A 20,713-nucleotide genomic window follows, 5' to 3' on the forward strand; every position below is an offset into this window, starting at 1 on the left:
AAAGTGATAAAGCGTATGGCATATGGATTTAGGGACTCAGAATACTTTTTTCTGAAAATCAAGGCGGCCTTCCCCGGAAAGCCGCGATGAACCTTATTTTTGTCGCAAATCAAGTTGTGCAAAAAGGCAAACCGGATGAAAGTCCGGGACGCAAAGCTTCCGGTCTAAGGGTCTGCGTACCTAGGATAGCGGGGCCACCACAGGTTGTATCGTCCATGGGCCAAGCCATGGTTGCGATGTTGTCTGCGTTACCTGGCAGGTTGCGTTGCCTTTTTCGTTGTTAATTCCAATAACGAAATAAGGAAGTTCAAATATGTTAAGTCCAAAACTTTCCCTGCTGGCGCTTCTGGTCGGGGGGCTTTGCACTACCTCCGCCTTCGCCGCTGCCCCGGGCAAACCCACCATTGGCTCCGGCCCCACCAAGTTTGCCATCGTTGAAGTCAATCAGGCCGCTTCGGCCTACAACCAGCTGGTGACCGTCCACAAGGATGGCGCTCCCGTCAGCGTGACCTGGAACCTCTGGTCCGGTGACGTCGGACAGACCGCCAAGGTACTGCTCGACGGCAAGGAGGTGTGGTCAGGCCCGGCCTCCGCCGCGGGTACCGCCAACTTCAAGGTCACCAAGGGGGGGCGTTACCAGATGCAGGTGGCCCTGTGCAACGCCGATGGCTGCACCCTCTCCGACAAGAAGGAGCTGATGGTCGCCGATACCGACGGCAGCCACCTGGCGCCGCTCAATGCGCCCCTCAAGGAGAACAACAAGCCCTACGCCAACAAGTCCGGCAAGGTGGTGGGGGCCTACTACGTGGAGTGGGGGGTCTATGGTCGCAAGTTCACCGTGGACAAGATCCCGGCCCAGAACCTGACCCATATCCTCTACGGCTTCACCCCCATCTGCGGTGGCAACGGCATCAACGACAGCCTCAAAGAGATCTCCGGCAGCTTCGAGGCGTTGCAGCGCTCCTGTGCGGGCCGCGAAGACTTCAAGGTCTCCATCCATGATCCCTGGGCGGCGATCCAGATGTCCCAAGGCAACCTCAGCGCCTGGGATGAGCCCTACAAGGGCAACTTCGGCAACCTGATGGCTCTCAAACAGGCCCACCCGGACCTTAAGATCCTGCCGTCTGTCGGCGGATGGACCCTCTCCGATCCCTTCTATTTCCTGGGTGACAAGACCAAGCGCGATACCTTCGTCGCCTCGGTCAAAGAGTTCCTGCAGACCTGGAAATTCTTCGACGGCGTGGACATCGACTGGGAGTTCCCGGGCGGACAGGGGGCCAACCCCAGCCTGGGCGGCCCGAATGACGGTGCCACCTATGTGGTGCTGATGAAGGAGTTGCGAGCCATGCTCGATGAACTGGAAGCCGAGACCGGCCGCCAGTATGAGCTGACCTCGGCCATCAGCGCCGGCGGTGACAAGATTGCCAAGGTGGATTATCAGGCGGCCCAGCAGTACATGGACCACATCTTCCTGATGAGCTACGACTTCAGCGGCGCCTTCGACCTGACGAATCTGGCCCACCAGACCAACCTCTTTGCCTCCAGCTGGGATCCGGCCACCAAGTACACCACCGACAAGGGCGTCAAGGCGCTGCTGGGTCAGGGGGTGACACCGGGCAAGATTGTGGTGGGGGCGGCCATGTATGGCCGTGGCTGGACCGGAGTGAAGAACTACCAGGCCGGCAACCCCTTCACCGGCACCGCTACCGGACCGGTGAGCGGTACCTGGGAAAATGGCGTAGTGGATTACCGCGACATCGTCAACAACCGCATGGGCGCAGGCTGGGAGCAGGGCTATGACGAGTCGGCCGAGGCCCCCTATGTCTTCAAGGCCAGCAGTGGCGACCTCATTACCTTCGACAACGACCGCTCGGTCAAGGCCAAGGGGCAGTACGTGCTGGCGAACCAGCTCGGCGGTCTGTTCGCCTGGGAAATTGATGCGGACAACGGCGACATCCTCAACGCCATGCACGAGGGGCTGGGCCACGGCGAGGGTACGCTGCCGCCGGTCAACAAGCCGCCGGTTGCCAATGCCGGCAGCGATCTGAGTGCCACCGGCCCGGCCGAGGTGACCCTCAACGGCAGTGCCTCCCACGATCCGGAAAACGGGGCGCTGACCTACAGCTGGAAACAGGTCTCCGGACCCCAGGCCAGCCTGCTGGATGCCACCCAGGCCAAGGCCCGTGTGGTACTGGATGCCGTCAGCAGCGACATCAATCTGGTGTTCGAGCTGACCGTGACCGACGATCAGGGGCTCTCGGCCAAGGATCAGGTGGTGGTCACCAACAAGGCGCCGCAGCCGAACCTGCCCCCCGTGGTCAGCGTACCGGCCAGTGCGACCGTCGAGGCCGGCAAGCAGGTGAGCATCAAGGCCACCGCTTCCGATCCCAATGGTGATGCCCTGAGCTATCAGTGGACAGTGCCGGCCGGGCTCAGCGCCACCGGTCTGGACAGCGCGACCCTGGTGGTAACGGGTTCGAACGTGACCAGTGATACGGCCTACGATCTGACCCTGGTGGTCACCGACGGGGCGCTGGATGCCACAGCCGTTACCCGCCTGACCGTCAAGCCGGCCAGTACAGGTGGTGGCTGCGAGGCCAGCGATCCGGATGCGGCCAACCATCCGGCCTGGAGTGCAGGTACCGTCTACAACACCAATGACAAGGTGAGCCACAAGCAACTGGTGTGGCAGGCCAAGTATTGGACCCAGGGCAACGAGCCGAGCCGCACCGCCGATCAGTGGAAACTGGTGAGCCAGGTGCAACTGGGTTGGGATGCCGGAGTGGTCTACAACGGCGGTGATGTCACCAGCCACAACGGCCGCAAGTGGAAGGCCCAGTACTGGACCAAGGGCGATGAGCCCGGCAAGGCCGCCGTCTGGGTCGATCAGGGCGCGGCGAGCTGCAACTGATCTGCCGTGATGAAAAATGGGGCCGAGGGCCCCATTTTTGTCTTGCTGCGTGGTCGGGTGTCTCTTCCCTGTCAGGGGAAAAGCGCACTCGCTTTGTCAAAAAGGCCCGTCAGGGCCTTTTTTCATGGTTTGTCACCGGTTTACAGCGTTTTTTGCCACAGGCTGAGCAGCAGATCCTGCTCGAGGGCGTCGGGCCCCTGGTGGGTGAAGGCGTGACGCTGCTCGCCGCTGGCACGCCAGCCGAGGCGACTGGTCTCCAGAATGTGCTCGCGCAGGCCCTGATCCAGCGCCGTACTGAACTGGGCGCGTTGCTGGGCAACATTGACAAGCCCGGTGAGGGCGGGCCAGCTCAGGGGATGTTCCATGCTCACCGGATTGAGGCTGACGCGCAATTGCCACTGATGGCGAGGGCCGGGCTGCACGTGGAGCAGATAGCCGCCCGGTGCCAGCCAGCTGACCAGGAGTTCCGTCTTGACCTTGAGGTCGTTGACCAGCAGCACCTGGGCCGTGCCAGGCAGCAGCGGGGCGCGCGCCGGGTCGGCGATGACGAACTGGCCTTCCGGTTGCGCCTTGTTGGCGGCGAAGATGGCATTCTTGGCCAGATCGAAACCGCCGACCTGCCACCCGGGCAGCCGCTCAGCCAGGGCGCGGCAGTAGTACCCCTCGCCGCAGCCGAGGTGGACAAGCTCGCGCTCGCCAAGAGGCGCGAGCAGGTTCGCCATGGCGTCCACCAGAGGCAGTTGGTGGCCTTGTTCCAGGAAGCGGCGCTTGGCGCGCAGCAGGGCCCGGCTGTCGCTGTCCTTGGGGTTCTTCTTGCCGGGGATGAGGTCCAGATAGCCTTCCGGTGCGGGATCGAAGTGGTGCTTGTTGTCGCAATAGACCCCGCGGGAGGCGGCATGAAGGTGCAGGGGGCTGCGGCAAAGGGGGCATTGAAGGTGCATAGGAGTTCTCTTGGCGAAGGCCATGACGGCGGGGCGCTCGGGATTATAGGGGAGAGGATCGGAAAAGGCTGCCATGGGCAGCCTTTTTATCCAACGGCGCTGTGCGGGCGCCGTCGGCGGAACCCGGTCAGCGGGTACCAAACACCACTATGGTCTTGCCGTGGGCGGAGATGAGCTCCTGCTCTTCCAGCATCTTGAGGATGCGGCCGACGGTTTCACGGGAGCAGCCGACGATCTGGCCGATCTCCTGGCGGGTGATCTTGATCTGCATGCCATCCGGGTGGGTCATGGCATCCGGCTGTTTGGCCAGGTTGAGCAGGGTCTGGGCAATGCGGCCGGTCACGTCCAGGAAGGCGAGGTTGCCGACCTTCTGGCTGGTGTGCTGCAGGCGCTTGGCCATTTGACCGGATAGACGCATCAGGATGTCCGGGTTGACCTGGATCAGCTGGCGGAACTTCTTGTAGGAGATCTCGGCGACTTCGCAGGCGCCTTTGGCACGTACCCAGGCGGAACGCTCCGGATTCTCGTTCTCTTCGAACATCCCCATCTCGCCCAGGAAATCCCCCTGATTCAGGTAGGAAAGGATCATCTCCTTGCCTTCGTCATCCTTGATCAGGACGGCGACGGTGCCCTTGACGATGTAGTAGAGGGTTTCCGCTTTTTCACCGGCGTGGATCAGGGTGCTCTTGGCGGGATACTTATGAATGTGGCAATGCGACAAGAACCACTCAAGGGTGGGATCGCTTTGCGGTTTGCCAATGATCATGAGACTTCCTCTGTAGTGTCATTTTTATGGACTGTGCGTCCAGGCAAGTTGCCAAGCTTGCCATTCCTTACTCTTTGGTCGCAGTAGAATAAGAGCCTTTGCCTGTGCTGACAAGGCTTTGGGGTTTTGCCGTCCACCGGTGAGCCGCCATCTGCTGCGTCGTCCGGGGCATTCTAGGCAAGAAGAGGAGGTCGGATGTTGATTTCGATCTATTTCCCTTTGGGTCGTCGTCCGTTTCGCAGGAGAGGCTGCTGTCGCCACAAACGGGGCTTTATCGTCGGGAACGGGCAAGATCCTGGCGTATGTGCCACTCGACCCCGGCTTGAGGTATGCTATGGGCGTTAGAACCGTTGTCATTGAGAGGAAAGTGAGAGATGAAAGCCAAGGTCAGCTGGGTGGAAGGCATGAAGTTTGTGGGGGAGAGCGAGTCCGGTCATCAGGTGACCCTGGATGGCGCCAACCCGGGTGAAGGTGCCAGCCCGATGGAGATGATCCTGCTGGCTGTCGGCGGTTGCAGCTCCATCGATGTGGTCTCCATCCTGGAGAAGGCCCGTCAGTCCGTGACCGCCTGCCATGTCGAACTGGAAGGGACCCGCGCCGATACCGTTCCCCGGGTATTTGAGCAGATCCACCTCAAGTTCGTGGTGACCGGCAAGGGTCTGGCGGAGAAGCAGGTCGCCCGTGCGGTGGATCTGTCCATGGAAAAATATTGTTCAGTTTCCCTGATGTTGGAAAAAGCGGTAGAAATTACCCATAGTTATCAAATTCTTGAGGGTTGACCGCTATAGTTTGTCCCGTCGATAACGCCATGACATAAGGAAAGTGCGATGAAAAAAATGATGATGTTGCTTCCCCTGTTCGGTCTGGCCGCCTGCAGCATGCCGCAGCCGACCCAGTATCAATACAGCCAGTATCAGTGCGGGGAAGAGTTGCTGGCCATCACCTATGATGCCCAGGCCGACATGGTGCAGTTCCCTTATGCCGGTGTCTATCACAAGCTGGGGCGCATCGAGTCGCCCAAAGAGACTGCCAGCTATTCCGACGGGGTGACTACCTTCTCCCGTCAGGACAAGCAGGCCACCCTGGTCAAGAGCGGTGTGACCCAGCTGACCTGCGAGTTGAAGTGACCCTGATGCCGTCACGGCGTGCATGGAAAACGGCCTGTGTGAAGCAGGCCGTTTTTGTTGAACGAGACATCAGTCTGACGGTATCGAGCCCAGCAGCTGGGCGGCCAGTTGCTGGCTAAGCTGGCCACGGGCTTCCTCTGCGACGGGTACGTCGCTGGCGAGCTGGATGGCGCTGCTCCACACCGCTTTCTGGCTATGCCCGTCGAGCAGCACGACGGCCAGGGTTCCCTTGCGGGCATTGGCGGCGGCGTTCAGGCCCGGTGTCATGCCGAGGCGGGAGAAGATCTCGCCATCGCTCATGTCCTGGCTGCCAGCTACCCCGATGGCGACCCAGACGTCGGCCTCATCCAGGGGAACGCTGCGCCAGCCTTTGCCGTCCAGTTGCCGGATGACGGCCTGCTGTACCGGTTCGAGCCAGGGCGCGGCGCTGTTGCCCGCATACTGGAATTGTTCGGCCAGCGCATAGCGTGGTGTCGCCCCGTAGGTCCAATGCTCCGCCGGGCGAACCACCATGGTGCCCGTTTCGACCGTGGGTGCGGCGGGGCCGGAGCTGCAACCGCCCAGCAGGGTTGCCAGCGTGAATGAGAGAAGTGCAGCGCGCATCGTTAAGCTCCTTGGCTCAGGTGATCTTGCCTGTTTCGATCAGTTGCTGGATCAGGGGGCGCAGGATCAGTTCCATTGCGAAGCCCATCTTGCCACCCGGCACGACGATGGTGTTCATCCTGGACATGAAGGCGCCGTCTATCATCGACAGCAGGTAGGGGAAGTCCACCTGCTTGATGCCCCGAAACCTGATCACCAGCATACTCTCGTCCAGGCTGGGTATCACCTTGGCGCTGAAAGGGTTGGAAGTATCGACGGTCGGCACCCGCTGGAAGTTGATGTGGGTGCGGGAGAACTGCGGCGTGATGAAGTTGATGTAGTCGTCCATGGAACGCACGATGGAGTCGGTCACCGCCTCGCGGGAGTGGCCGCGTTCCGAGGTGTCGCGAATGAGCTTCTGGATCCACTCCAGGTTGACGATGGGCACCACGCCGATGAGAAAGTCCACGTGCCGCGCCACGTTGTGCTCCCCCGTGACCACGCCGCCATGCAGTCCTTCGTAGAACAGCAGATCCGTCTCGCCGGGCAGATCCTGCCAGGGGGTGAAGGTGCCAGGCATCTGGTTGAAAGGCACCGCCTCGTCGAAGCTGTGCAGATAGCGCCGATACTGGCCGGTGCCGCTCTGGCCATACTCCTGGAAAAAGGACTCCAGCAGACCGAAGTCGTTGGCCTCCGGGCCGAAGTAGCTGATATGCCGCCCCTGCTCCCGGGCCTTGCGGATCGCCACGTCCATCTCGGGCCTGGTGTAGCGGTGAAAACTGTCCCCCTCGACCACGGCCGCCTTGTATCCAAGCTGGTGGAACATGGAGCGAAAGGCGTTGGTGGAGGTGGAAGTACCGGCACCGGACGAACCGGTGACCGCGATGATGGGATGCTTGGCCGACATAGAATTCTCTCTTCCTTGGGAGTTCCGTTATAAGGGGTGGCCCAAAGTGCGGTCAAGTGCGCCGTCATCCTCCCGCTGCCCCCACGCTTCCCGACAATAGCGGTGAACGAGGGCTGCCCTGTGCGCTGGGGACGCCGGAATAGGCGCTGCTGGGTGGCGAGCTGGCCATGCGGCCTGATGGTGCGAGTTGGATAGGGGGAGGGCGGGGTGAGCCGCCCGATAAGCCGTGACCGCGTTACGCTTGGGGGAAGTCGTCAGTGGGTGACTTGCTTAAATGAGTCTTTGGGACGACATTGACACTTTCGTGCAGCTCGCTGTAGACAAGCACGGCGCTACCTTGTAGCAATTGTTGCCTGACTGCTTCGACCTTGTCGGTCAGGCTGACATCCTGTTCACCGTATTCGGTGCCTTCTTGCAGCACAAAGTGTTCGAGCAGGTTGGTGAGGGTGTCCGGCTCCAGTTCTTGCCAGGGGATAATCATGATTTCATCTTCACTCAGTGGGTTGCGGATATTGTCGGTGTCTGGTCGGCAAGCGCAAGGGATTTGTCTCGTTTTGGACGAGGGGTGCCATGCAATCCATTGACGCACGCCGACCCTCCAGTCAATTCGAACAGCACCTGTTCGATGCCCGCCGCCGCGCCCTGAGCGCCGGTTTGCGCTGGTACTGGGTCATCAATCTCATCGCCCTCGTATTTCTGCTGACCCGCTTCTACATCTATCGGGATGCACACCTGGTACTGGTCGGCAACCTGCCCTGGTCCTACAAATGGCAGCTCTTTGCCATGATAGGTGTTGGCCTGCTGCTGCCGCTCGGGTGGGGCTGGCTCTCCCGTCAATCCCATGCCATCTGGCTGGTGTCCCTGTGCGTCTGTGCCCTGGCCTGGGGGCTGGCCTGGGCCATGGTGGGTTACACCATCTCGATCGTCGACTTGAAGGGGGGCTTCAGTTTCATTTTCAACATGGTCAGTCTGTTGCTGCTGACCGGTCTCGTCGCCGCGTATTGCGATGTGCGGCTGTTTTACGCACTGGTTTCTGTCCCCCTGCTGTTCTTGCTGATGAGAGCCTCCTGGAGTCCTGAGCCCTTTGTTCTGGTCAATACCATCGTGGTCGGGGTCTTGCTGGTAGTGCTGGAGACGGGGCGGCGCATGCTCAACGGCTGGTTCGAGCTTGCGGTGTCAAGGGAACACGACAACCTGATGCTGGCAAACAAGATGAATGCCATGGCCAACCGGGATCCCCTGACCGGCATAGCCAACCGTCGCCACTTCGATCAGGCGTGCAAGCGTGCCATTGCGCAAGGCACCACCCAGGATGTACCGCTCACCGTGATCCTGCTCGATGTGGATTTCTTCAAGCGCTACAACGATCGCTATGGGCATCAGGCGGGGGATGAGTGCCTGATCCTGGTGGCCGAGTGCCTGGAGGAGAGTGTGCGGGAGCCCGGCGATCTGGTGGCGCGCTACGGGGGAGAGGAGTTCGTGGTGTTGCTGCAGGAGACGACGCTGGCCGGTGGCCAGGAGGTGGCGGAGCGCATTCGCGCTACGCTGGCGGCCAGGGCTCTGCCCCATGAGGATTCCGACGTAGCCCCCCACCTCACCCTGAGCCAGGGGATAGCCCAGTGGCGAGCCGGGGAGAGCCTCGTCATGTTGCTCGAGCGGGTCGATGGCGCCCTCTATCAGGCCAAGGAAGAGGGGCGCAACGGTTACCGGTTCGCGCCCTGAGTCTGTTCCCGCAACCACTGGCTGATGCGCTCATCCAGCCAGAAGCGGGGGCGCCAGGGAGAGCCGTGCAGGAAGCCCACGTGGCCGCCCTGGCGGCTCAGCTCGTAGCGCACCAGAGGGGAGAGCTGCTCTGCCGCCGGAATGACGGCATCGGTCATGAAGGGATCGTCGGCGGCGTGAATGATGAGGGTCGGGATGGGAATGCGGGCCAGCAGGCCCAGGCCGGAGCAGGTCTGGTAGTAGTGATCGGCGCTTTCGAAACCATGGAGCGGTGCCGTCACCAGCTCGTCGAACTCCCTCAGTGTGGCGATGCGGGTGATCTGGGCCGGCTGCCAGCGCGCCCGTGCTGCGCTCTGGCGCCGGATCTTGCTTTGCAGGTTGGTTCGCATGGTCCGCAGCAGGTAGTTCTGATAGACCCGTGAGAAACCCTGATTGACCCGATCGGCACAGCTTGCCAGTTGCAGCGGGGCCGACACTACCACCGCCGCCTTCAATGGTGCCGGGCAGGCCCGCGCCAGCAGATTGACCAGCATGTTGCCCCCCAGGGAATAGCCGATGGCGACCAGGGGGCGGCCAGGAAAACGCCGCTCCAGCTCGGCAATCACCGTCTGGGCGTCCTCGATGGCGCCTGAGTGATAGGCCTGCAGCAGCCGATTCGGCTCGCCACTGCACCCCCGAAAGTGCATCAGCACCGCCTCGTTCCCTTGTCGCTGCAGGTGGGCAAAGAGCCCCTTGGCATAGTGGGAGTGAATGCTCCCCTCCAGTCCGTGGAACACCACCACCAGGGGTTGTTCATCCTGGCCGGGTTCGCCGCTCCAGGCCAGATCGACGAAATCGCCGTCCGGGAGTTCGAAGCGCTCCTGGATGAAGCGGGCAGGCGAGCGGCGCAGCCACTTGGGCAAAATGGTTTGCAGATGGGGGTTGCGCGCCCACCAGGGGGCGTGGAAGTGGCTTTCTGTCAACATGCAACGACTCGGAAGAGCAGGGAGGAAAAGGGGGCGGCGAGCCCNGCCCTTGGCTCGCCGCGACATCAGGCCAGCAGACGATCGTGGTGTTCGGCGCCGCGCAGCATGGCCTGGATCAGTTCGTTGGCTTCAAACTTGGTGAGCGCCTCGTGGGCGCCGACCTGATGGGCCCGCTCCACGCTGATCTCGCTGGAGAGGGAGGTGTGCAGGATGATGTAGGCTCCCGCCAGCTTGGCATCGCTCTGCACCTCGAAGGCCAGCTCGTAACCATCCAGCCCCGGCATCTCGATATCGCTCACTAGGATGTCGATCCGCGTGCCCTGGGAGACCCGGGTCTGCATCAGGGTGAGGGCGTCGCGTCCGTTGGTGCAGACCTCGTAGGGGATGTTGATGTAATCGAGCGCCGCCATGAGCTGGCGACGGGCGACGGAGGAGTCGTCTACCAGCAGGATCCGCATCGGCTTGAGCCGCTCGCGCTGCACGTCGGTCAGCACGGGGTAAAGATGGCTGGGATCGTCCGGATAGACCCGCGACAGGATGAGCTCCACATCCAGCAACTGTATCAACTGATCTCCCACCCGGGTCACGCCGGTGACGAAGACGTTCTGTCCCAAAGAGGGAGGGGGCGGCTCGATGTCACGCCAGTTGCACTCGGTGATCTTGTCGATGCCCCGCACCAGAAAGCCCACCAGGGTACGGCGGCAATCGGTGATGATGATGAAGCAGTGGGGCATCTCCTCCCGGCTGATGGGGCGGTAGCCCACGGCCATTGCCATGTCGATCACCGGGATGGTGGTGCCGCGCATGCTGGCGGCCCCGAGCACGGTGGGATGGGATTGTGGCAGGGCGGTGAGCTGGGTGTAGGGCACGATCTCCTTCACCTTGAGGGTACCGATGGCGAAGGATTGTCTGGCAGAGAGGTGGAACAGCAACATGCCCTGGGATTGGTTGGCCTTGCTCGTCATGGCGGATGTCCTGTTGATCTAGTCGGTGACGGTCAATCGGGTGTTCAGCATAAAGGATGGTGACATGAATGACTCCTTTGTTGTTAGCGGCGGTGAGCCGCAAAACTGGATTTCTTTTGCCATCCTTTTATGCCTCTCTTATCGGGTCGCGGACGGCTGAGGGGAGAGGGGCGCCCCGAGCCATTGCAGATGAGCCTCGGCCAGCGCGCTTTCATCCCGATAACCCAGCCTGCTCACCACCTGTGACGGCGTGCTGCCGCTTCGCAGCAGGCGAATCCCCTGCAACAGTTGCCACTGATCCTTCAGTGCCCGGGCGTCCGGGCCCTCGAGACCGCGAGTGCCCAGCAGGGTCTGCCAGGCAGCCACGCTATCCGGCTGCGCTCTGGCCAGGGCTTGCCAGGCATCTTGCAGTGCCTGATCCCCCAGTGACGAGATGGTGCAGCCGTGCAACTCATCCCCTATCACTTGCAGCCGCTGCCCATAGGGGGCTTGCCAGTCACGGGGGCGTGACCAGGCCGCCAGGCTGTCCAGCAGTGCGTCCATCAACGGGCTTGCCTGCAACCAGCCAGCCTGGGCGGGCTGGGGCACCCGAACGGAGCAGGCCAGCAGATCATGCTGGCAGTCAGCCAGAGGGGTGAAGGCGGCGAGGGCATCGGCACAGAGCCAGAAGTGGCTGCCAGGTGTCAGCAGCAGCTCATGGGCACCCAATTTCAGCAGCGCCGCCCCCTGAGTGACTCGCAGCAATTGGCCCATGGGGGAGCGCTTGCGGGGGCCGACCTGAAGGGTGGAAGTGGAAAAATGCTGATATTCGATGGCGTGATGCATGTAAAAACCCTGATATGATGCTGCCTGGAGGTAACAAAAATGGAAACCAGACGTAAAAAGCGCTTCATTGCCGGGGCGGTTTGCCCGGCGTGTGGCAAGATGGACACCATGATGCTGTATATGGAGCATGGAGTCGAGAAGGTGACCTGTGTCGAGTGCGGGGATACCCAGGTGCAGACCCAGGAGCAGGTGGACAAGGCGACGCGCGAGGCGGAGCAGGTGATAGGGGTGTTTCGTCCCGAGTGAGGGCCATGCCTCAAGGTGATGGTACGCCGGTCAGGCTGGTCGCTGTTGATGACTTTTTCATCACACCGAAGCCGGGCCGACCATATGCTTGTCTGCCTTTTTGAGGTATTCTGAGCCCGTTTTTTTCTATCCGCAGGATCCCTGACATGAAAGTAGCTCCCCTGAGCGTGGTTACGCTGGAATACACGGTCACCGACGAACACGGTGAAGTCATCGACACCACTGTCGGTAAAGAGCCGCTGGTGTATCTGCACGGTACCCGTTACCTGGTCTCCGGCCTCGAAGCCGAGCTGGAAGGCCGCAGCGTGGGCGAGGCGTTCGACGTCACCCTGACGCCGAACCAGGCCTATGGCGAGTACGACGAGAATCTGGTGCAGGAAGTGCCCGGCGAGCTGTTCGACGGTATGGAAGTGTCTGAAGGGGATACTTTTGTGGCCGAGACCGACGATGGTCACCGCCCGGTGACCGTCATCGAGGTGTCCGAGGAGTTCATCAAGGTGGACGGCAATCATCCCCTGGCTGGCGTGACCCTGGGCTTCAAGGTCGAGATCAAGGACGTGCGTGCCGCGACCGCCGAAGAGCTGGCCCATGGCCATGTGCACGGCGCTGGTGGCTGCGGTCACGATCATGGTCATGACCATGATCACGGCCATGATCACGATCATGACCACGGTGGCTGCTGTGGCGGCCATGGTCACAACCATGCACACGATCACGGCGACGATCACGATCACGGTGGTTGCTGCGGTGGTGGCGGTTGTGGTGGCAAGGGCCATCAGCACTGATCACGGCCTGGCCGATGATAAAAAAACCCGCGCATGGCGCGGGTTTTTTTATGGCTGGCACTCATCAGTAGTGCGGTGGCGGCGTCTCTTCGGCCATGCTGGCGATCTGGCTCGGCTGTACGCTCTGCAATTTATCCACCAGTAGATGGATCTGGTGTTTGAGCCGGTCCAGCTCGCGACCCTGGGTGGTGACCTCGTCGTTGAGCTGCTCCACCGTGTATTCGGCAAAAGCGAGGCGGCTTTCCAGGGTTTCGAGGCGTTCGTTTAGTTGCTGACTCATGGGCCTTTTGGTCCTTACTTGATAGTCCAGATTTCAGCCAGGCCACTGGAGCTGGCACTGACGAGGTGGTCATTGTCGCGCAAAGCCACGCCATAGACCACAGCGCTCGGCGGTTTCACCTTGGGATGGGGCGAGACGCGCCAGCTCTGCAACGGCTGGCCGTCACTCACCTGCCACAGAGTGAGCTGGCGGGAGGGGGCGCCGGTGATGAGCCAGTTGCCGCCGTTGGCAAAGCGGGCGCTGGTGTAGACCTCGAAGCGGTGATCGTATTGCAACCGGCTGTGCTCCTTGCCGGTTTTGAGATCCCAGATGCTGGCCTGGCGACTGTCTGCGGTGAAGGCGAAGCGTCCGGACGGATCCAGTCTCGCCATCACGACTCGCCCGGCGTGGTTGAAGCGCCACACCACCTGGCCCGTGCGGGTATCCCACAGATAGGCGCTGTAATCGTTGCCGCCGGTGAGGGCATAGCGACCATTGGGGGAGAGATCCACCGTGTTGACCTGTTCGGTGTGGCCGAGGAATTGCAGCCGGCGTCCGGTCTGGGTGTCGACCACTTCCGCCTTGCCGTCTTCACGGCCGATGAGCACCTGGCGGCCATCCGCCGAGATCGCCGCATCGCGCAGGCGGGATTCTGGCAGGGAGTAGTAGCCCTGGGAGCGGCCATCCTGCAAGCGCCAGATGGCGAAGGTGTGCTGGGTGGCGGTGATGGCATGGCTGTCATCGGGGGAGAAGCGGGTCAGGGTGACGAACTCCTCCTGGTCATCGCTCTGGCGCCAGCGCCAGCGCTCCTTGCCCTGTTCCAGATCCCACACCACAGTGCCCTGACCCAGGCTGGAGACGAGCGCGAGCTTGCCGGAACTGGCGAGATCCGCACTCAGCAGACCCTGGTTGGCGAGGCGGATCTGCTGGCTGGGAAGTGAGCGTTGTTCGCACCCCGTCAGCATCAGGCAAATACCGATGAGATAAATGGCACTTTTGATCATTTTTCCTGTCTCATGCTTTCGTTACCTGCGATCACGGCGTTAGTATAAGGCGCTTATCACGATAAACCTCTCATTTCACGAAGGAACCGAGAGCGGTATTTAGAGTTTTGGAGAAACTGATGAACAATTTTCTGAAGGTGTCCCTGTTGGCTGCGGCGGTTGCCGTCGGTCTGACTGCTTGCCAAAAAGATGAGAAACCTGCTGCGACCAACACCGCAGAGGTCAAGGCAGAAGCCAGCAAGCCGGCAGAGGCCCCCAAGGCTGAGGCCAAGAGCTTTGAAGAGCAATCCGGCTATGCGATCGGCCTCTCCATGGGTCGTTATATCGCCAATACCCTGGAGCGCCAGCAGGAGCTCGGCATCAAGCTGGACAACACCGTGATCCTGAAGGGTGTCACCGACGGTCTGGGCAAAGAAGCCAAGATGACCGACGAGGAGATCCAGAAGGTTCTGCAGGAATACGACGCCAAGATCAACGAGCTGACCAAGGCGAAGGCCGACAAGGATGCCGTGGAAAACCTGAAGAAGGGTGAAGAGTTCCTGGCTGCCAACGCCAAGAAAGAGGGCGTGAAGAGCACTGAGTCCGGCCTGCAATATCAGGTCGAGAAGATGGGTGACGGCGCCAAGCCGAAGGCCACCGACATCGTCAAGGTACACTACACCGGTACCCTGACTGATGGCACCAAGTTTGACAGCTCCGTCGATCGCGGTGAGCCGGCTACCTTCCCGCTCAACCAGGTGATCCCGGGCTGGACCGAAGGGGTGCAACTGATGCCGGTCGGCTCCAAGTTCAAGTTCTTCCTGCCGTCCAAGCTGGCCTATGGCGAGCACGGTGCAGGTTCCATCCCGGCCAACGCTGTGCTGGTATTTGACGTAGAGCTGCTGGCCATCGAAAAACCGGCTGCCGATGGCGACAACGCCAAGAAATAAGCTCAAAGCACCATAAAAACGGCTCCCCAGGGAGCCGTTTTTGCTTGTGTATTGTCGCAATCCCCCGGATAAAGCGATGAGGCCGTCTTGAGTGTGTGGCGGCTAGCCCCCAGAATAGACAACAAAATCAAGCGCAAGGATGGATCTCGTGGCTGAAAGCAAACCCCGTGTCCTGTTGGTGGAAGATACCCGCAGTCTGGCGGTCGTCTATGAGCAGTATCTGGCCCAGGATGGCTACGAGGTGCAGCTGGCAGATTGTGGCCAGCAGGCTTTGGCACAATTGCTGGCAAGCCCGCCCCCCGTGGTGCTGCTCGACCTGGAGTTGCCCGACATGTCCGGCATGGACATCTTGCAGCAGATCACGGAGCGGCAACTGCCCTGCTCCGTGGTGGTGATCACCGCTCACGGCTCGGTGGATGTGGCGGTGGAGGCGATGCGGTTCGGGGCCTTCGATTTTCTCACCAAGCCGTTCGATGGCAAGCGCCTGTGCGCCACGGCGCGCAATGCCCTGAAGCACCAGCAGCTCAGCTCGCTGGTGGCCCAGTATCGGGAAAACTTCGAGCGCAGCTCCTTTGCCGGTTTCATCGGCGCCTCCATGGCGATGCAGGCGGTCTATCGCATCATCGAGAGCGCGGCGCCGAGCAAGGCCACCGTCTTCATCACTGGCGAGAGCGGCACCGGCAAGGAGGTGTGCGCCGAGGCCATCCACCAGTGCAGCCCGCGTCGGGATCAGCCCTTCATCGCCCTCAACTGCGCCGCCATTCCCCATGACCTGATGGAGAGCGAGATCTTCGGCCACGTGAAGGGGTCGTTTACCGGTGCCCAGGGGGATCGCAAGGGGGCGGCCAGTCTGGCGGACGGCGGTACCCTCTTCCTCGACGAGATCTGCGAGATGGATCTCGACCTGCAGAGCAAGCTGCTGCGTTTCATCCAGACCGGCACCCTGCAGCGGGTCGGCAGCGGCAAGCTGGAGACGGTGGATGTGCGCTTTGTCTGCGCCACCAACCGGGATCCCCTGGTGGAGGTCAAGGCCGGACGGTTTCGTGAAGACCTTTACTACCGCCTGCACGTGATCCCGCTGGCGCTGCCCCCCCTGAGGGAGCGGGGAGAGGACATCCTGCTGCTGGCCCGGGAGTTGCTATTGCGTTATGCCGGTGAGGAGAACAAGCGGTTCAGGGACTTTGATGCGGACGCAGTGCAGGTGCTGCTCGACTACCCCTGGCCCGGCAACGTGCGCGAGCTGCAAAACGTGGTGCGCAACATAGTGGTGCTCAACGATGGCGAGCTGGTGAGCCCGGATATCCTGCCACCTCCCCTCAACGGGGGGCGAACCCTGGCCCCGGAGCCTGTGGTCGGGATCGCGGATCCCCAGTCAGAATCCGTCGTCGTTCGCAGGCAGGTCCGTCCGCTCTGGCAGGTGGAAAAGGAGGCCATCGAGCAGGCCATCGCCAGTTGTGACGGCAACATCCCCAAGGCGGCGGCCCTGCTGGAAATAAGCCCTTCCACGATTTATCGCAAGAAGCAGAGCTGGGAAGAGGCGAGTCCGGCCTGAGCCGTCACCTCTACTCCCGGGCAGACATGCTGATGTGCGGGGCGGCCAATTGGTCGCCCCGCACGCTTATCAGAGTTTGGCGAGCAGCTTGAGCCTGGCCAGTCGTTCTGCCTCGTTAGCGGTGAACCAGCCATCCTGTGACAGCAGAAACCAGGCACGGGCAAAGTACTCGGTCGCCGCGGGATCATTGAGCAAGAGCGCATTCTCCCCCAGCTCCTCGAACACATAGCCATCCTCGGGGGCGCCTGCGGCGGCCATGTCGTCGCGCAACTGCGCCAGTTCGGCCATGGCCTGTTCATGGCGATCCTGGGCCCGGCTCAGGCGCGCCAGACTCCAGCGGGCGATAAAGGCTTTGCCCTGGTTGTTGTGCTGCTCGTGCCAGGCCAGGCACTTTTGCTGACAGGCGATGGCCTCGTCGAGGCGACCCAGCTCGAACAGGGTCCAGCCCTGATTGTTATAGAGGGTGGCGAGCCAGCCTCGCGCCCGCTTGTCGTGACTGCGCTCGGCCAGGGTCATCGCCAGCTGGTGCCAGTGGCTCTGCTCCTCCAGGGGGGCGGCGATGGCCACCATGTGGGCCGCATCGATGGCCAGATAGTGCTCTTCGTACTGCTCTCCCAGTTGCCAGGCCTGTTCAAACAGGGCTCTGGCGCTGGCCTTGTCACCGGCGGAGTTGAAGGTGCGGCCACGCTCCAGCAAGGCGCGCAGGCGGGCCCGTGGAGTCGCCTCGGTGAGGCGGGGTTCTATCTCGTCGAGCAGCTGGTGCGCCTGTGCAAACTGGCGTTGCAGCGAATGGGTGCGGGCTATCTGGGTGAGGAGCTCCAGCTCCCATTGCAGGTTGGCGGCACGCGCCTCGGGCAGCAGTGCTTGAAAACGCTGGGCGCTGGCAACGGGATCCTGATAATCCCACAGTGCCATGAAATCGGGCGGATTGTTCATCTGGCCTCCATGCCGGTTATCCGCCCACCAAGATGCCTGAAGGCCATTCTTTGTACAAGAAGGGGGCTGGCGCCATCGTGACGCCAGCGCTTGCCGATCAGTAGACCATGGCAAGGCTCATCAGCATCAGACCCAGGGCAGCAAAGGCTCCCTCCTTGATAGCCAGGCGCGGTACCAGTGCCTTGGGCAGGGCAGGGAACAGGCTCAGGGCAAAGCCGAACCCCGGCATCAGCCAGTGGAAAGCAGGGCTTCTCAGGGCGGGATCCGCAGCGCCATTGATGACGATGAGCAGGATAAAGAGGGTGAAGGCGGGCAGGATAAACCAGCGGGCATGGCCGGCGGCAACCGCCCGCAGTGGCGAGATGCGATAGAGCACCAGGGTCACGAGGAAGAGGGCGAGGGGAGCCAGCAGATAGAGCGGGGCCGGGTTCATGATGAGTGTCTCCTGACAAGGGGGGGCAGAGTGTAGGCAGTCCGGGTGGGGAATGACCAGTCCCCCGCGCCCGGGCTGTGAAGCGGATCGCAGGGCAAAGGTTTGCCTGGGCAGGATCAGCGGAACCAGAACCAGAGCACGGCAAATACCAGCCAGCTCAGCACCAGCAGGATCCAGGGCAGCGGGTGCTGGCGGGTGAGCTCGCTGACCTCGGCTTCGCTCTCCTCTTCCGGTGTCTCTTGGGAAGAGTGCCTGGCTTTGGCTTGCAGTTTCTTCTGGCGGCTGGCCTCGCGGGCCTTCGCCTTCATCTGTTTCTTGTATTCGTCTATGCCCTTCTGGATCCCCTGGGCGATGAGCTGGGTTTGCTCCTTGGTCTGCCCCGGCTTCTGGTTGGCACGGGCGATCTTCATCGCCTCCTGCTGGGTTTCGGGGGAAATTTTGTCGTACTTGGCCATTCCAGGCACTCCTTGGCATTGATTGGCGGGCAGTATGCCATAACCGTTACCGGCGGGCTGCCATCATGGGGGAAATTGCTCTGTGAGTGGGGGGCCTCTGTTCCAAATAGGGGAAACAGGTTGCGTGGATGATCACATTTGGCGGAATTTGTGAGTCGCCGATGAAAAACCGTCACATGTTGTTTGTTATATTACCGCCCGATCCTGGATAGGGTCGTCCAATAACAAAATAACAAGGTGATATGGAAATGAATTATAAATTTGTCAAAGGAAGTATCGCACTGGCAGTGCTTGCCGCATTGAGCGGCTGCAATACCTCAAGCAACGACAGCGTCGCCCCCTGCACCGAAAATGTCTGCAAGCTGACCATTTTGCATACCAATGATACCCACGGTCGTTTCTGGCACAACGACAAGGGCGAATATGGCATGGCGGCCCAGAAGACCCTGGTCGAGCGGCTGCGTGCCGAGGCGAAAGCGGCGGGCAGCGAAGTGCTGGTGCTCTCCGGCGGTGACGTCAATACCGGGGTGCCAGAGTCGGATCTGCAGGATGCAGAGCCGGACTTCATGGCCATGAACAGCATCCGTTACGATGCCATGGCGGTGGGCAACCACGAGTTCGACAACCCCCTGACCATCCTCGAGAAACAGCGCCAGTGGGCCCAGTTCCCGATGATCTCCGCCAACATCTATGACAAGACGAGCGGCAAGCGCTACTTCGATCCCTACAAGGTGTTCAAGCTGGAGAGCGGCCTCAAGGTCGCCGTGCTGGGTCTGACCACAGAGGACACCGCCCAGCTGGTGGATCCCAACAACGTCCAGACCCTCGAGTTCCGCGATCCGACCACGGAAGCCGCCAATCTCGGCAAGCAGATCCGCGACAACAAAGAGGCGAACCTGGTTCTTGCCATCACCCACATGGGCCATTACGAGAATGGTCAGCACGGCAGCAACGCACCGGGTGACGTGGAGATGGCCCGTGCACTGCCGGCAGGCACCCTGGACGCCATCATCGGTGGTCACTCCCAGAACCCGGTCTGCATGGAGCCGGGCACCCCGGACAAGTACGCCGACTTCAAGCCGGGCGACGACTGCCAGCCGGATCAGCAGAACGGCACCTGGATCATGCAGGCTCACGAGTGGGGCAAGTATGTAGGTCGTGCCCAGTTTGACTATCAGAATGGCAAGCTGACCCTGACCCAGTACGATCTGATCCCGGTCAACCTGAAGAACGCGGACGGTGATTTCATCCAAGAAGAGATCGTCAAGGATCCCGAGCTCTACAACACCCTGCTCACCTATCAGGAGAAGGGACAGCAGGAGCTGGGTGTGGTCATCGGTGCCACCGATGGCGTACTGGACGGTGAGCGCGCCAACGTGCGCAACAAGCAGACCAACCTGGGTCGTCTCATCACCACCGCGACCGCCGAGAAGCTGAGCACCGACTTTGGCATCGTCAACTCCGGTGGGGTGCGTGCCTCCATCGCGGCAGGGGACATCAGCTACCGTGACGTGCTGACCGTGCATCCGTTCGGCAACACCGTCAACAAGGCGACCATGAGCGGCAACGAGCTGCTGACCTACCTGGGTCAGGTCGCGACCAAGACCGCCAATACCGGTGGCTATGCCCAGTTCGGCGGCATCAAGATGACGGTGGATTGCCAGGCCAAGAGCGTGGACATCGCCACCATCGGCGGGAAGGCCTTCGATCCGGCAGCAACCTACAGCTTCTCCATCCCGAGCTTCAGCGCGGCCGGTGGTGACGGTTATCCGAAGATCGACACCATCAATGCCGGTCTGGTGGATGCCGGTGTGCTGAAGGATTATATCGCAGCGAAGAAGATCATTCAGGTCGCCGATTATCAGCCGGCCGGCGAGGTCAGCTATATCAACTCCACCTCGGTAGAGGGTTGCAAATAATCCCTGCACCCCGAGCCAATAAAAAAGAGAGGCAGCCATGGCTGCCTCTCTTTTTATTTTCAATGTCATCAGCAGTGTCTCTCGGGAAATATATCCGGCCACGGGAAGCTGCCCCGAAATAGCAGGGCGGGAGCACACTTTGTTGATATTTTAACCAAAGAATAACTGAGCCCGATAGTCGTCATTCCAGCCGGCTCTTTTTAGCTTGTTTCTCTGACTTCGAGCACCACAATTGCTCTGTTTTACGATATTCAATACGAACCGCCGGAATAGCGCCATATTCTCGACCGCATCCTCCATCGCTATCCTGGAAGCATCCTCGTTGAACACCACATCAAGAATGTAATGCTGGCTGTTCTCTATCCGCCAGTGCTGCCGTATATAGTGCCCTAGGGAAGGTGCGAACAAGTCCCTGATATGAGATCATGTTTGTCATCTGGAGCCATGGAACAGGGTTCATCATGAGTCATCAACTTACCTTCGC

22 protein-coding genes, 1 pseudogene and 1 riboswitch are annotated in these 20,713 nt (G+C 61.1%); of the genes and pseudogenes, 9 read left to right on the forward strand and 14 right to left on the reverse strand.

The window, feature by feature from the left end; genetic code table 11:
* Positions 1–115 precede the first annotated feature (115 nt).
* Positions 116–202, forward strand: a riboswitch (cyclic di-GMP riboswitch).
* Between the two features lie 111 nt (positions 203–313).
* Positions 314–2,911 (forward strand): glycosyl hydrolase family 18 protein, encoded by a 2,598-nt coding sequence (locus tag AB5Y64_RS13255; protein WP_043152616.1) that lies wholly within the window; start codon positions 314–316, stop codon positions 2,909–2,911.
* 140 nt (positions 2,912–3,051) lie between these two features.
* Here AB5Y64_RS13255 and AB5Y64_RS13260 read toward each other — a convergent pair whose 3' ends face one another.
* Both AB5Y64_RS13260 and crp read right to left on the reverse strand, forming a co-directional pair.
* Positions 3,052–3,852 carry a putative RNA methyltransferase gene (locus AB5Y64_RS13260; RefSeq protein ID WP_124813077.1) on the reverse strand — a complete coding sequence of 267 codons (801 nt, stop codon included), beginning with the start codon at positions 3,850–3,852 and terminating at the stop codon, positions 3,052–3,054.
* Positions 3,853–3,979: 127 nt separating this feature from the next.
* Entirely contained in the window at positions 3,980–4,618 is a 639-nt protein-coding gene (gene crp / locus AB5Y64_RS13265) for a cAMP-activated global transcriptional regulator CRP (RefSeq protein ID WP_010673237.1), read from the reverse strand.
* 374 nt (positions 4,619–4,992) lie between these two features.
* On the opposite strand from crp, the gene AB5Y64_RS13270 reads away from it, so the two are divergent.
* Positions 4,993–5,397, forward strand: coding sequence for an OsmC family protein (locus tag AB5Y64_RS13270; protein ID WP_010673238.1), 405 nt, complete (start codon positions 4,993–4,995; stop codon positions 5,395–5,397).
* A 48-nt stretch (positions 5,398–5,445) separates the two neighbouring features.
* On the forward strand, positions 5,446–5,745 hold the full coding sequence (locus AB5Y64_RS13275; protein ID WP_010673239.1) for a hypothetical protein: 300 nt from the start codon (positions 5,446–5,448) through the stop codon (positions 5,743–5,745).
* Positions 5,746–5,814: 69 nt separating this feature from the next.
* On the opposite strand, the gene AB5Y64_RS13280 is transcribed toward AB5Y64_RS13275, so the two are convergent.
* From AB5Y64_RS13280 to AB5Y64_RS13290, 3 genes are all read right to left on the reverse strand, one after another.
* Entirely contained in the window at positions 5,815–6,348 is a 534-nt protein-coding gene (locus AB5Y64_RS13280) for a DUF4136 domain-containing protein (protein WP_161470753.1), read from the reverse strand.
* Between the two features lie 16 nt (positions 6,349–6,364).
* On the reverse strand, positions 6,365–7,234 hold the full coding sequence (locus AB5Y64_RS13285) for a phosphoribulokinase (RefSeq protein WP_010673241.1): 870 nt from the start codon (positions 7,232–7,234) through the stop codon (positions 6,365–6,367).
* A 235-nt stretch (positions 7,235–7,469) separates the two neighbouring features.
* Entirely contained in the window at positions 7,470–7,715 is a 246-nt protein-coding gene (locus tag AB5Y64_RS13290; protein ID WP_010673242.1) for a YheU family protein, read from the reverse strand.
* Positions 7,716–7,804: 89 nt separating this feature from the next.
* Between AB5Y64_RS13290 and AB5Y64_RS13295 the strand changes: the two genes are divergently transcribed.
* Entirely contained in the window at positions 7,805–8,956 is a 1,152-nt protein-coding gene (locus AB5Y64_RS13295) for a GGDEF domain-containing protein (protein WP_010673243.1), read from the forward strand.
* Here the strand turns inward: AB5Y64_RS13295 and AB5Y64_RS13300 are convergent.
* From AB5Y64_RS13300 to AB5Y64_RS13310, 3 genes are all read right to left on the reverse strand, one after another.
* Positions 8,938–9,921 carry a hydrolase gene (locus tag AB5Y64_RS13300; RefSeq protein WP_128272275.1) on the reverse strand — a complete coding sequence of 328 codons (984 nt, stop codon included), beginning with the start codon at positions 9,919–9,921 and terminating at the stop codon, positions 8,938–8,940. The genes AB5Y64_RS13295 and AB5Y64_RS13300 overlap by 19 nt on opposite strands.
* A 65-nt stretch (positions 9,922–9,986) precedes the next feature.
* Positions 9,987–10,886 (reverse strand): chemotaxis protein, encoded by a 900-nt coding sequence (locus AB5Y64_RS13305; RefSeq protein WP_045523724.1) that lies wholly within the window; start codon positions 10,884–10,886, stop codon positions 9,987–9,989.
* 138 nt (positions 10,887–11,024) lie between these two features.
* Positions 11,025–11,711 carry a hypothetical protein gene (locus tag AB5Y64_RS13310; protein WP_128272273.1) on the reverse strand — a complete coding sequence of 229 codons (687 nt, stop codon included), beginning with the start codon at positions 11,709–11,711 and terminating at the stop codon, positions 11,025–11,027.
* Between the two features lie 39 nt (positions 11,712–11,750).
* Here AB5Y64_RS13310 and AB5Y64_RS13315 point away from each other — a divergent pair, with 39 nt between their 5' ends.
* Both AB5Y64_RS13315 and AB5Y64_RS13320 read left to right on the forward strand, forming a co-directional pair.
* Entirely contained in the window at positions 11,751–11,957 is a 207-nt protein-coding gene (locus tag AB5Y64_RS13315; RefSeq protein ID WP_010673247.1) for a YheV family putative zinc ribbon protein, read from the forward strand.
* Positions 11,958–12,103: 146 nt separating this feature from the next.
* On the forward strand, positions 12,104–12,742 hold the full coding sequence (locus AB5Y64_RS13320) for a peptidylprolyl isomerase (RefSeq protein WP_161470756.1): 639 nt from the start codon (positions 12,104–12,106) through the stop codon (positions 12,740–12,742).
* Between the two features lie 64 nt (positions 12,743–12,806).
* On the opposite strand, the gene AB5Y64_RS13325 is transcribed toward AB5Y64_RS13320, so the two are convergent.
* Complete coding sequence (locus AB5Y64_RS13325) at positions 12,807–13,022, reverse strand: SlyX family protein (protein WP_010673249.1); 216 nt, start codon at positions 13,020–13,022, stop codon at positions 12,807–12,809.
* Positions 13,023–13,036: 14 nt separating this feature from the next.
* Positions 13,037–14,005, reverse strand: a complete 969-nt coding sequence (locus AB5Y64_RS13330) for a WD40 repeat domain-containing protein (protein ID WP_041211198.1) — start codon at positions 14,003–14,005, stop codon at positions 13,037–13,039.
* A gap of 119 nt (positions 14,006–14,124) precedes the next feature.
* Between AB5Y64_RS13330 and fkpA the strand changes: the two genes are divergently transcribed.
* Positions 14,125–14,934 (forward strand): FKBP-type peptidyl-prolyl cis-trans isomerase, encoded by an 810-nt coding sequence (gene fkpA, locus AB5Y64_RS13335; RefSeq protein ID WP_029313875.1) that lies wholly within the window; start codon positions 14,125–14,127, stop codon positions 14,932–14,934.
* Positions 14,935–15,082: 148 nt separating this feature from the next.
* The gene (locus AB5Y64_RS13340; protein WP_109111731.1) at positions 15,083–16,486 is read left to right on the forward strand and encodes a sigma-54 dependent transcriptional regulator; all 1,404 of its coding nucleotides are present in this window, start codon (positions 15,083–15,085) and stop codon (positions 16,484–16,486) included.
* Between the two features lie 69 nt (positions 16,487–16,555).
* On the opposite strand, the gene AB5Y64_RS13345 is transcribed toward AB5Y64_RS13340, so the two are convergent.
* The 3 genes from AB5Y64_RS13345 to AB5Y64_RS13355 all read right to left on the reverse strand — a co-directional run bounded on the left by AB5Y64_RS13345 (position 16,556) and on the right by AB5Y64_RS13355 (position 18,310).
* Positions 16,556–17,422, reverse strand: coding sequence for a tetratricopeptide repeat protein (locus AB5Y64_RS13345; RefSeq protein ID WP_368203989.1), 867 nt, complete (start codon positions 17,420–17,422; stop codon positions 16,556–16,558).
* Between the two features lie 97 nt (positions 17,423–17,519).
* Positions 17,520–17,855 carry a hypothetical protein gene (locus tag AB5Y64_RS13350; protein ID WP_010673254.1) on the reverse strand — a complete coding sequence of 112 codons (336 nt, stop codon included), beginning with the start codon at positions 17,853–17,855 and terminating at the stop codon, positions 17,520–17,522.
* Positions 17,856–17,971: 116 nt separating this feature from the next.
* Complete coding sequence (locus tag AB5Y64_RS13355) at positions 17,972–18,310, reverse strand: DUF2956 domain-containing protein (protein ID WP_201871808.1); 339 nt, start codon at positions 18,308–18,310, stop codon at positions 17,972–17,974.
* A 248-nt stretch (positions 18,311–18,558) separates the two neighbouring features.
* Here AB5Y64_RS13355 and ushA point away from each other — a divergent pair, with 248 nt between their 5' ends.
* Positions 18,559–20,229, forward strand: coding sequence for a bifunctional UDP-sugar hydrolase/5'-nucleotidase UshA (gene ushA / locus AB5Y64_RS13360; protein ID WP_103858426.1), 1,671 nt, complete (start codon positions 18,559–18,561; stop codon positions 20,227–20,229).
* A 150-nt stretch (positions 20,230–20,379) separates the two neighbouring features.
* Here the strand turns inward: ushA and AB5Y64_RS13365 are convergent.
* Positions 20,380–20,622: pseudogene (locus AB5Y64_RS13365) on the reverse strand (transposase); the annotation flags it as partial.
* Positions 20,623–20,713 lie beyond the last annotated feature (91 nt).

Origin of the sequence: Aeromonas sp. R5-1, from assembly GCF_040908265.1 — a bacterium.
Taxonomy (GTDB): domain Bacteria; phylum Pseudomonadota; class Gammaproteobacteria; order Enterobacterales; family Aeromonadaceae; genus Aeromonas; species Aeromonas caviae.

Bases quoted from the DNA above. Each gene is read 5' to 3' on its own strand.
- AB5Y64_RS13260 (WP_124813077.1), bottom strand. From the start codon at position 3,852: ATGCACCTTCAATGCCCCCTTTGCCGCAGCCCCCTGCACCTTCATGCC.
- AB5Y64_RS13305 (WP_045523724.1), bottom strand. From the start codon at position 10,886: ATGACGAGCAAGGCCAACCAATCCCAGGGCATGTTGCTGTTCCACCTC.
- AB5Y64_RS13285 (WP_010673241.1), bottom strand. From the start codon at position 7,234: ATGTCGGCCAAGCATCCCATCATCGCGGTCACCGGTTCGTCCGGTGCC.
- AB5Y64_RS13295 (WP_010673243.1), top strand. From the start codon at position 7,805: ATGCAATCCATTGACGCACGCCGACCCTCCAGTCAATTCGAACAGCAC.
- AB5Y64_RS13315 (WP_010673247.1), top strand. From the start codon at position 11,751: ATGGAAACCAGACGTAAAAAGCGCTTCATTGCCGGGGCGGTTTGCCCG.
- AB5Y64_RS13280 (WP_161470753.1), bottom strand. From the start codon at position 6,348: ATGCGCGCTGCACTTCTCTCATTCACGCTGGCAACCCTGCTGGGCGGT.
- AB5Y64_RS13350 (WP_010673254.1), bottom strand. From the start codon at position 17,855: ATGAACCCGGCCCCGCTCTATCTGCTGGCTCCCCTCGCCCTCTTCCTC.
- AB5Y64_RS13290 (WP_010673242.1), bottom strand. From the start codon at position 7,715: ATGATTATCCCCTGGCAAGAACTGGAGCCGGACACCCTCACCAACCTG.
- AB5Y64_RS13345 (WP_368203989.1), bottom strand. From the start codon at position 17,422: ATGAACAATCCGCCCGATTTCATGGCACTGTGGGATTATCAGGATCCC.
- fkpA (WP_029313875.1), top strand. From the start codon at position 14,125: ATGAACAATTTTCTGAAGGTGTCCCTGTTGGCTGCGGCGGTTGCCGTC.
- AB5Y64_RS13325 (WP_010673249.1), bottom strand. From the start codon at position 13,022: ATGAGTCAGCAACTAAACGAACGCCTCGAAACCCTGGAAAGCCGCCTC.
- AB5Y64_RS13320 (WP_161470756.1), top strand. From the start codon at position 12,104: ATGAAAGTAGCTCCCCTGAGCGTGGTTACGCTGGAATACACGGTCACC.
- AB5Y64_RS13355 (WP_201871808.1), bottom strand. From the start codon at position 18,310: ATGGCCAAGTACGACAAAATTTCCCCCGAAACCCAGCAGGAGGCGATG.
- AB5Y64_RS13310 (WP_128272273.1), bottom strand. From the start codon at position 11,711: ATGCATCACGCCATCGAATATCAGCATTTTTCCACTTCCACCCTTCAG.
- ushA (WP_103858426.1), top strand. From the start codon at position 18,559: ATGAATTATAAATTTGTCAAAGGAAGTATCGCACTGGCAGTGCTTGCC.
- AB5Y64_RS13300 (WP_128272275.1), bottom strand. From the start codon at position 9,921: ATGTTGACAGAAAGCCACTTCCACGCCCCCTGGTGGGCGCGCAACCCC.
- AB5Y64_RS13275 (WP_010673239.1), top strand. From the start codon at position 5,446: ATGAAAAAAATGATGATGTTGCTTCCCCTGTTCGGTCTGGCCGCCTGC.
- AB5Y64_RS13270 (WP_010673238.1), top strand. From the start codon at position 4,993: ATGAAAGCCAAGGTCAGCTGGGTGGAAGGCATGAAGTTTGTGGGGGAG.
- AB5Y64_RS13330 (WP_041211198.1), bottom strand. From the start codon at position 14,005: ATGATCAAAAGTGCCATTTATCTCATCGGTATTTGCCTGATGCTGACG.
- AB5Y64_RS13255 (WP_043152616.1), top strand. From the start codon at position 314: ATGTTAAGTCCAAAACTTTCCCTGCTGGCGCTTCTGGTCGGGGGGCTT.
- crp (WP_010673237.1), bottom strand. From the start codon at position 4,618: ATGATCATTGGCAAACCGCAAAGCGATCCCACCCTTGAGTGGTTCTTG.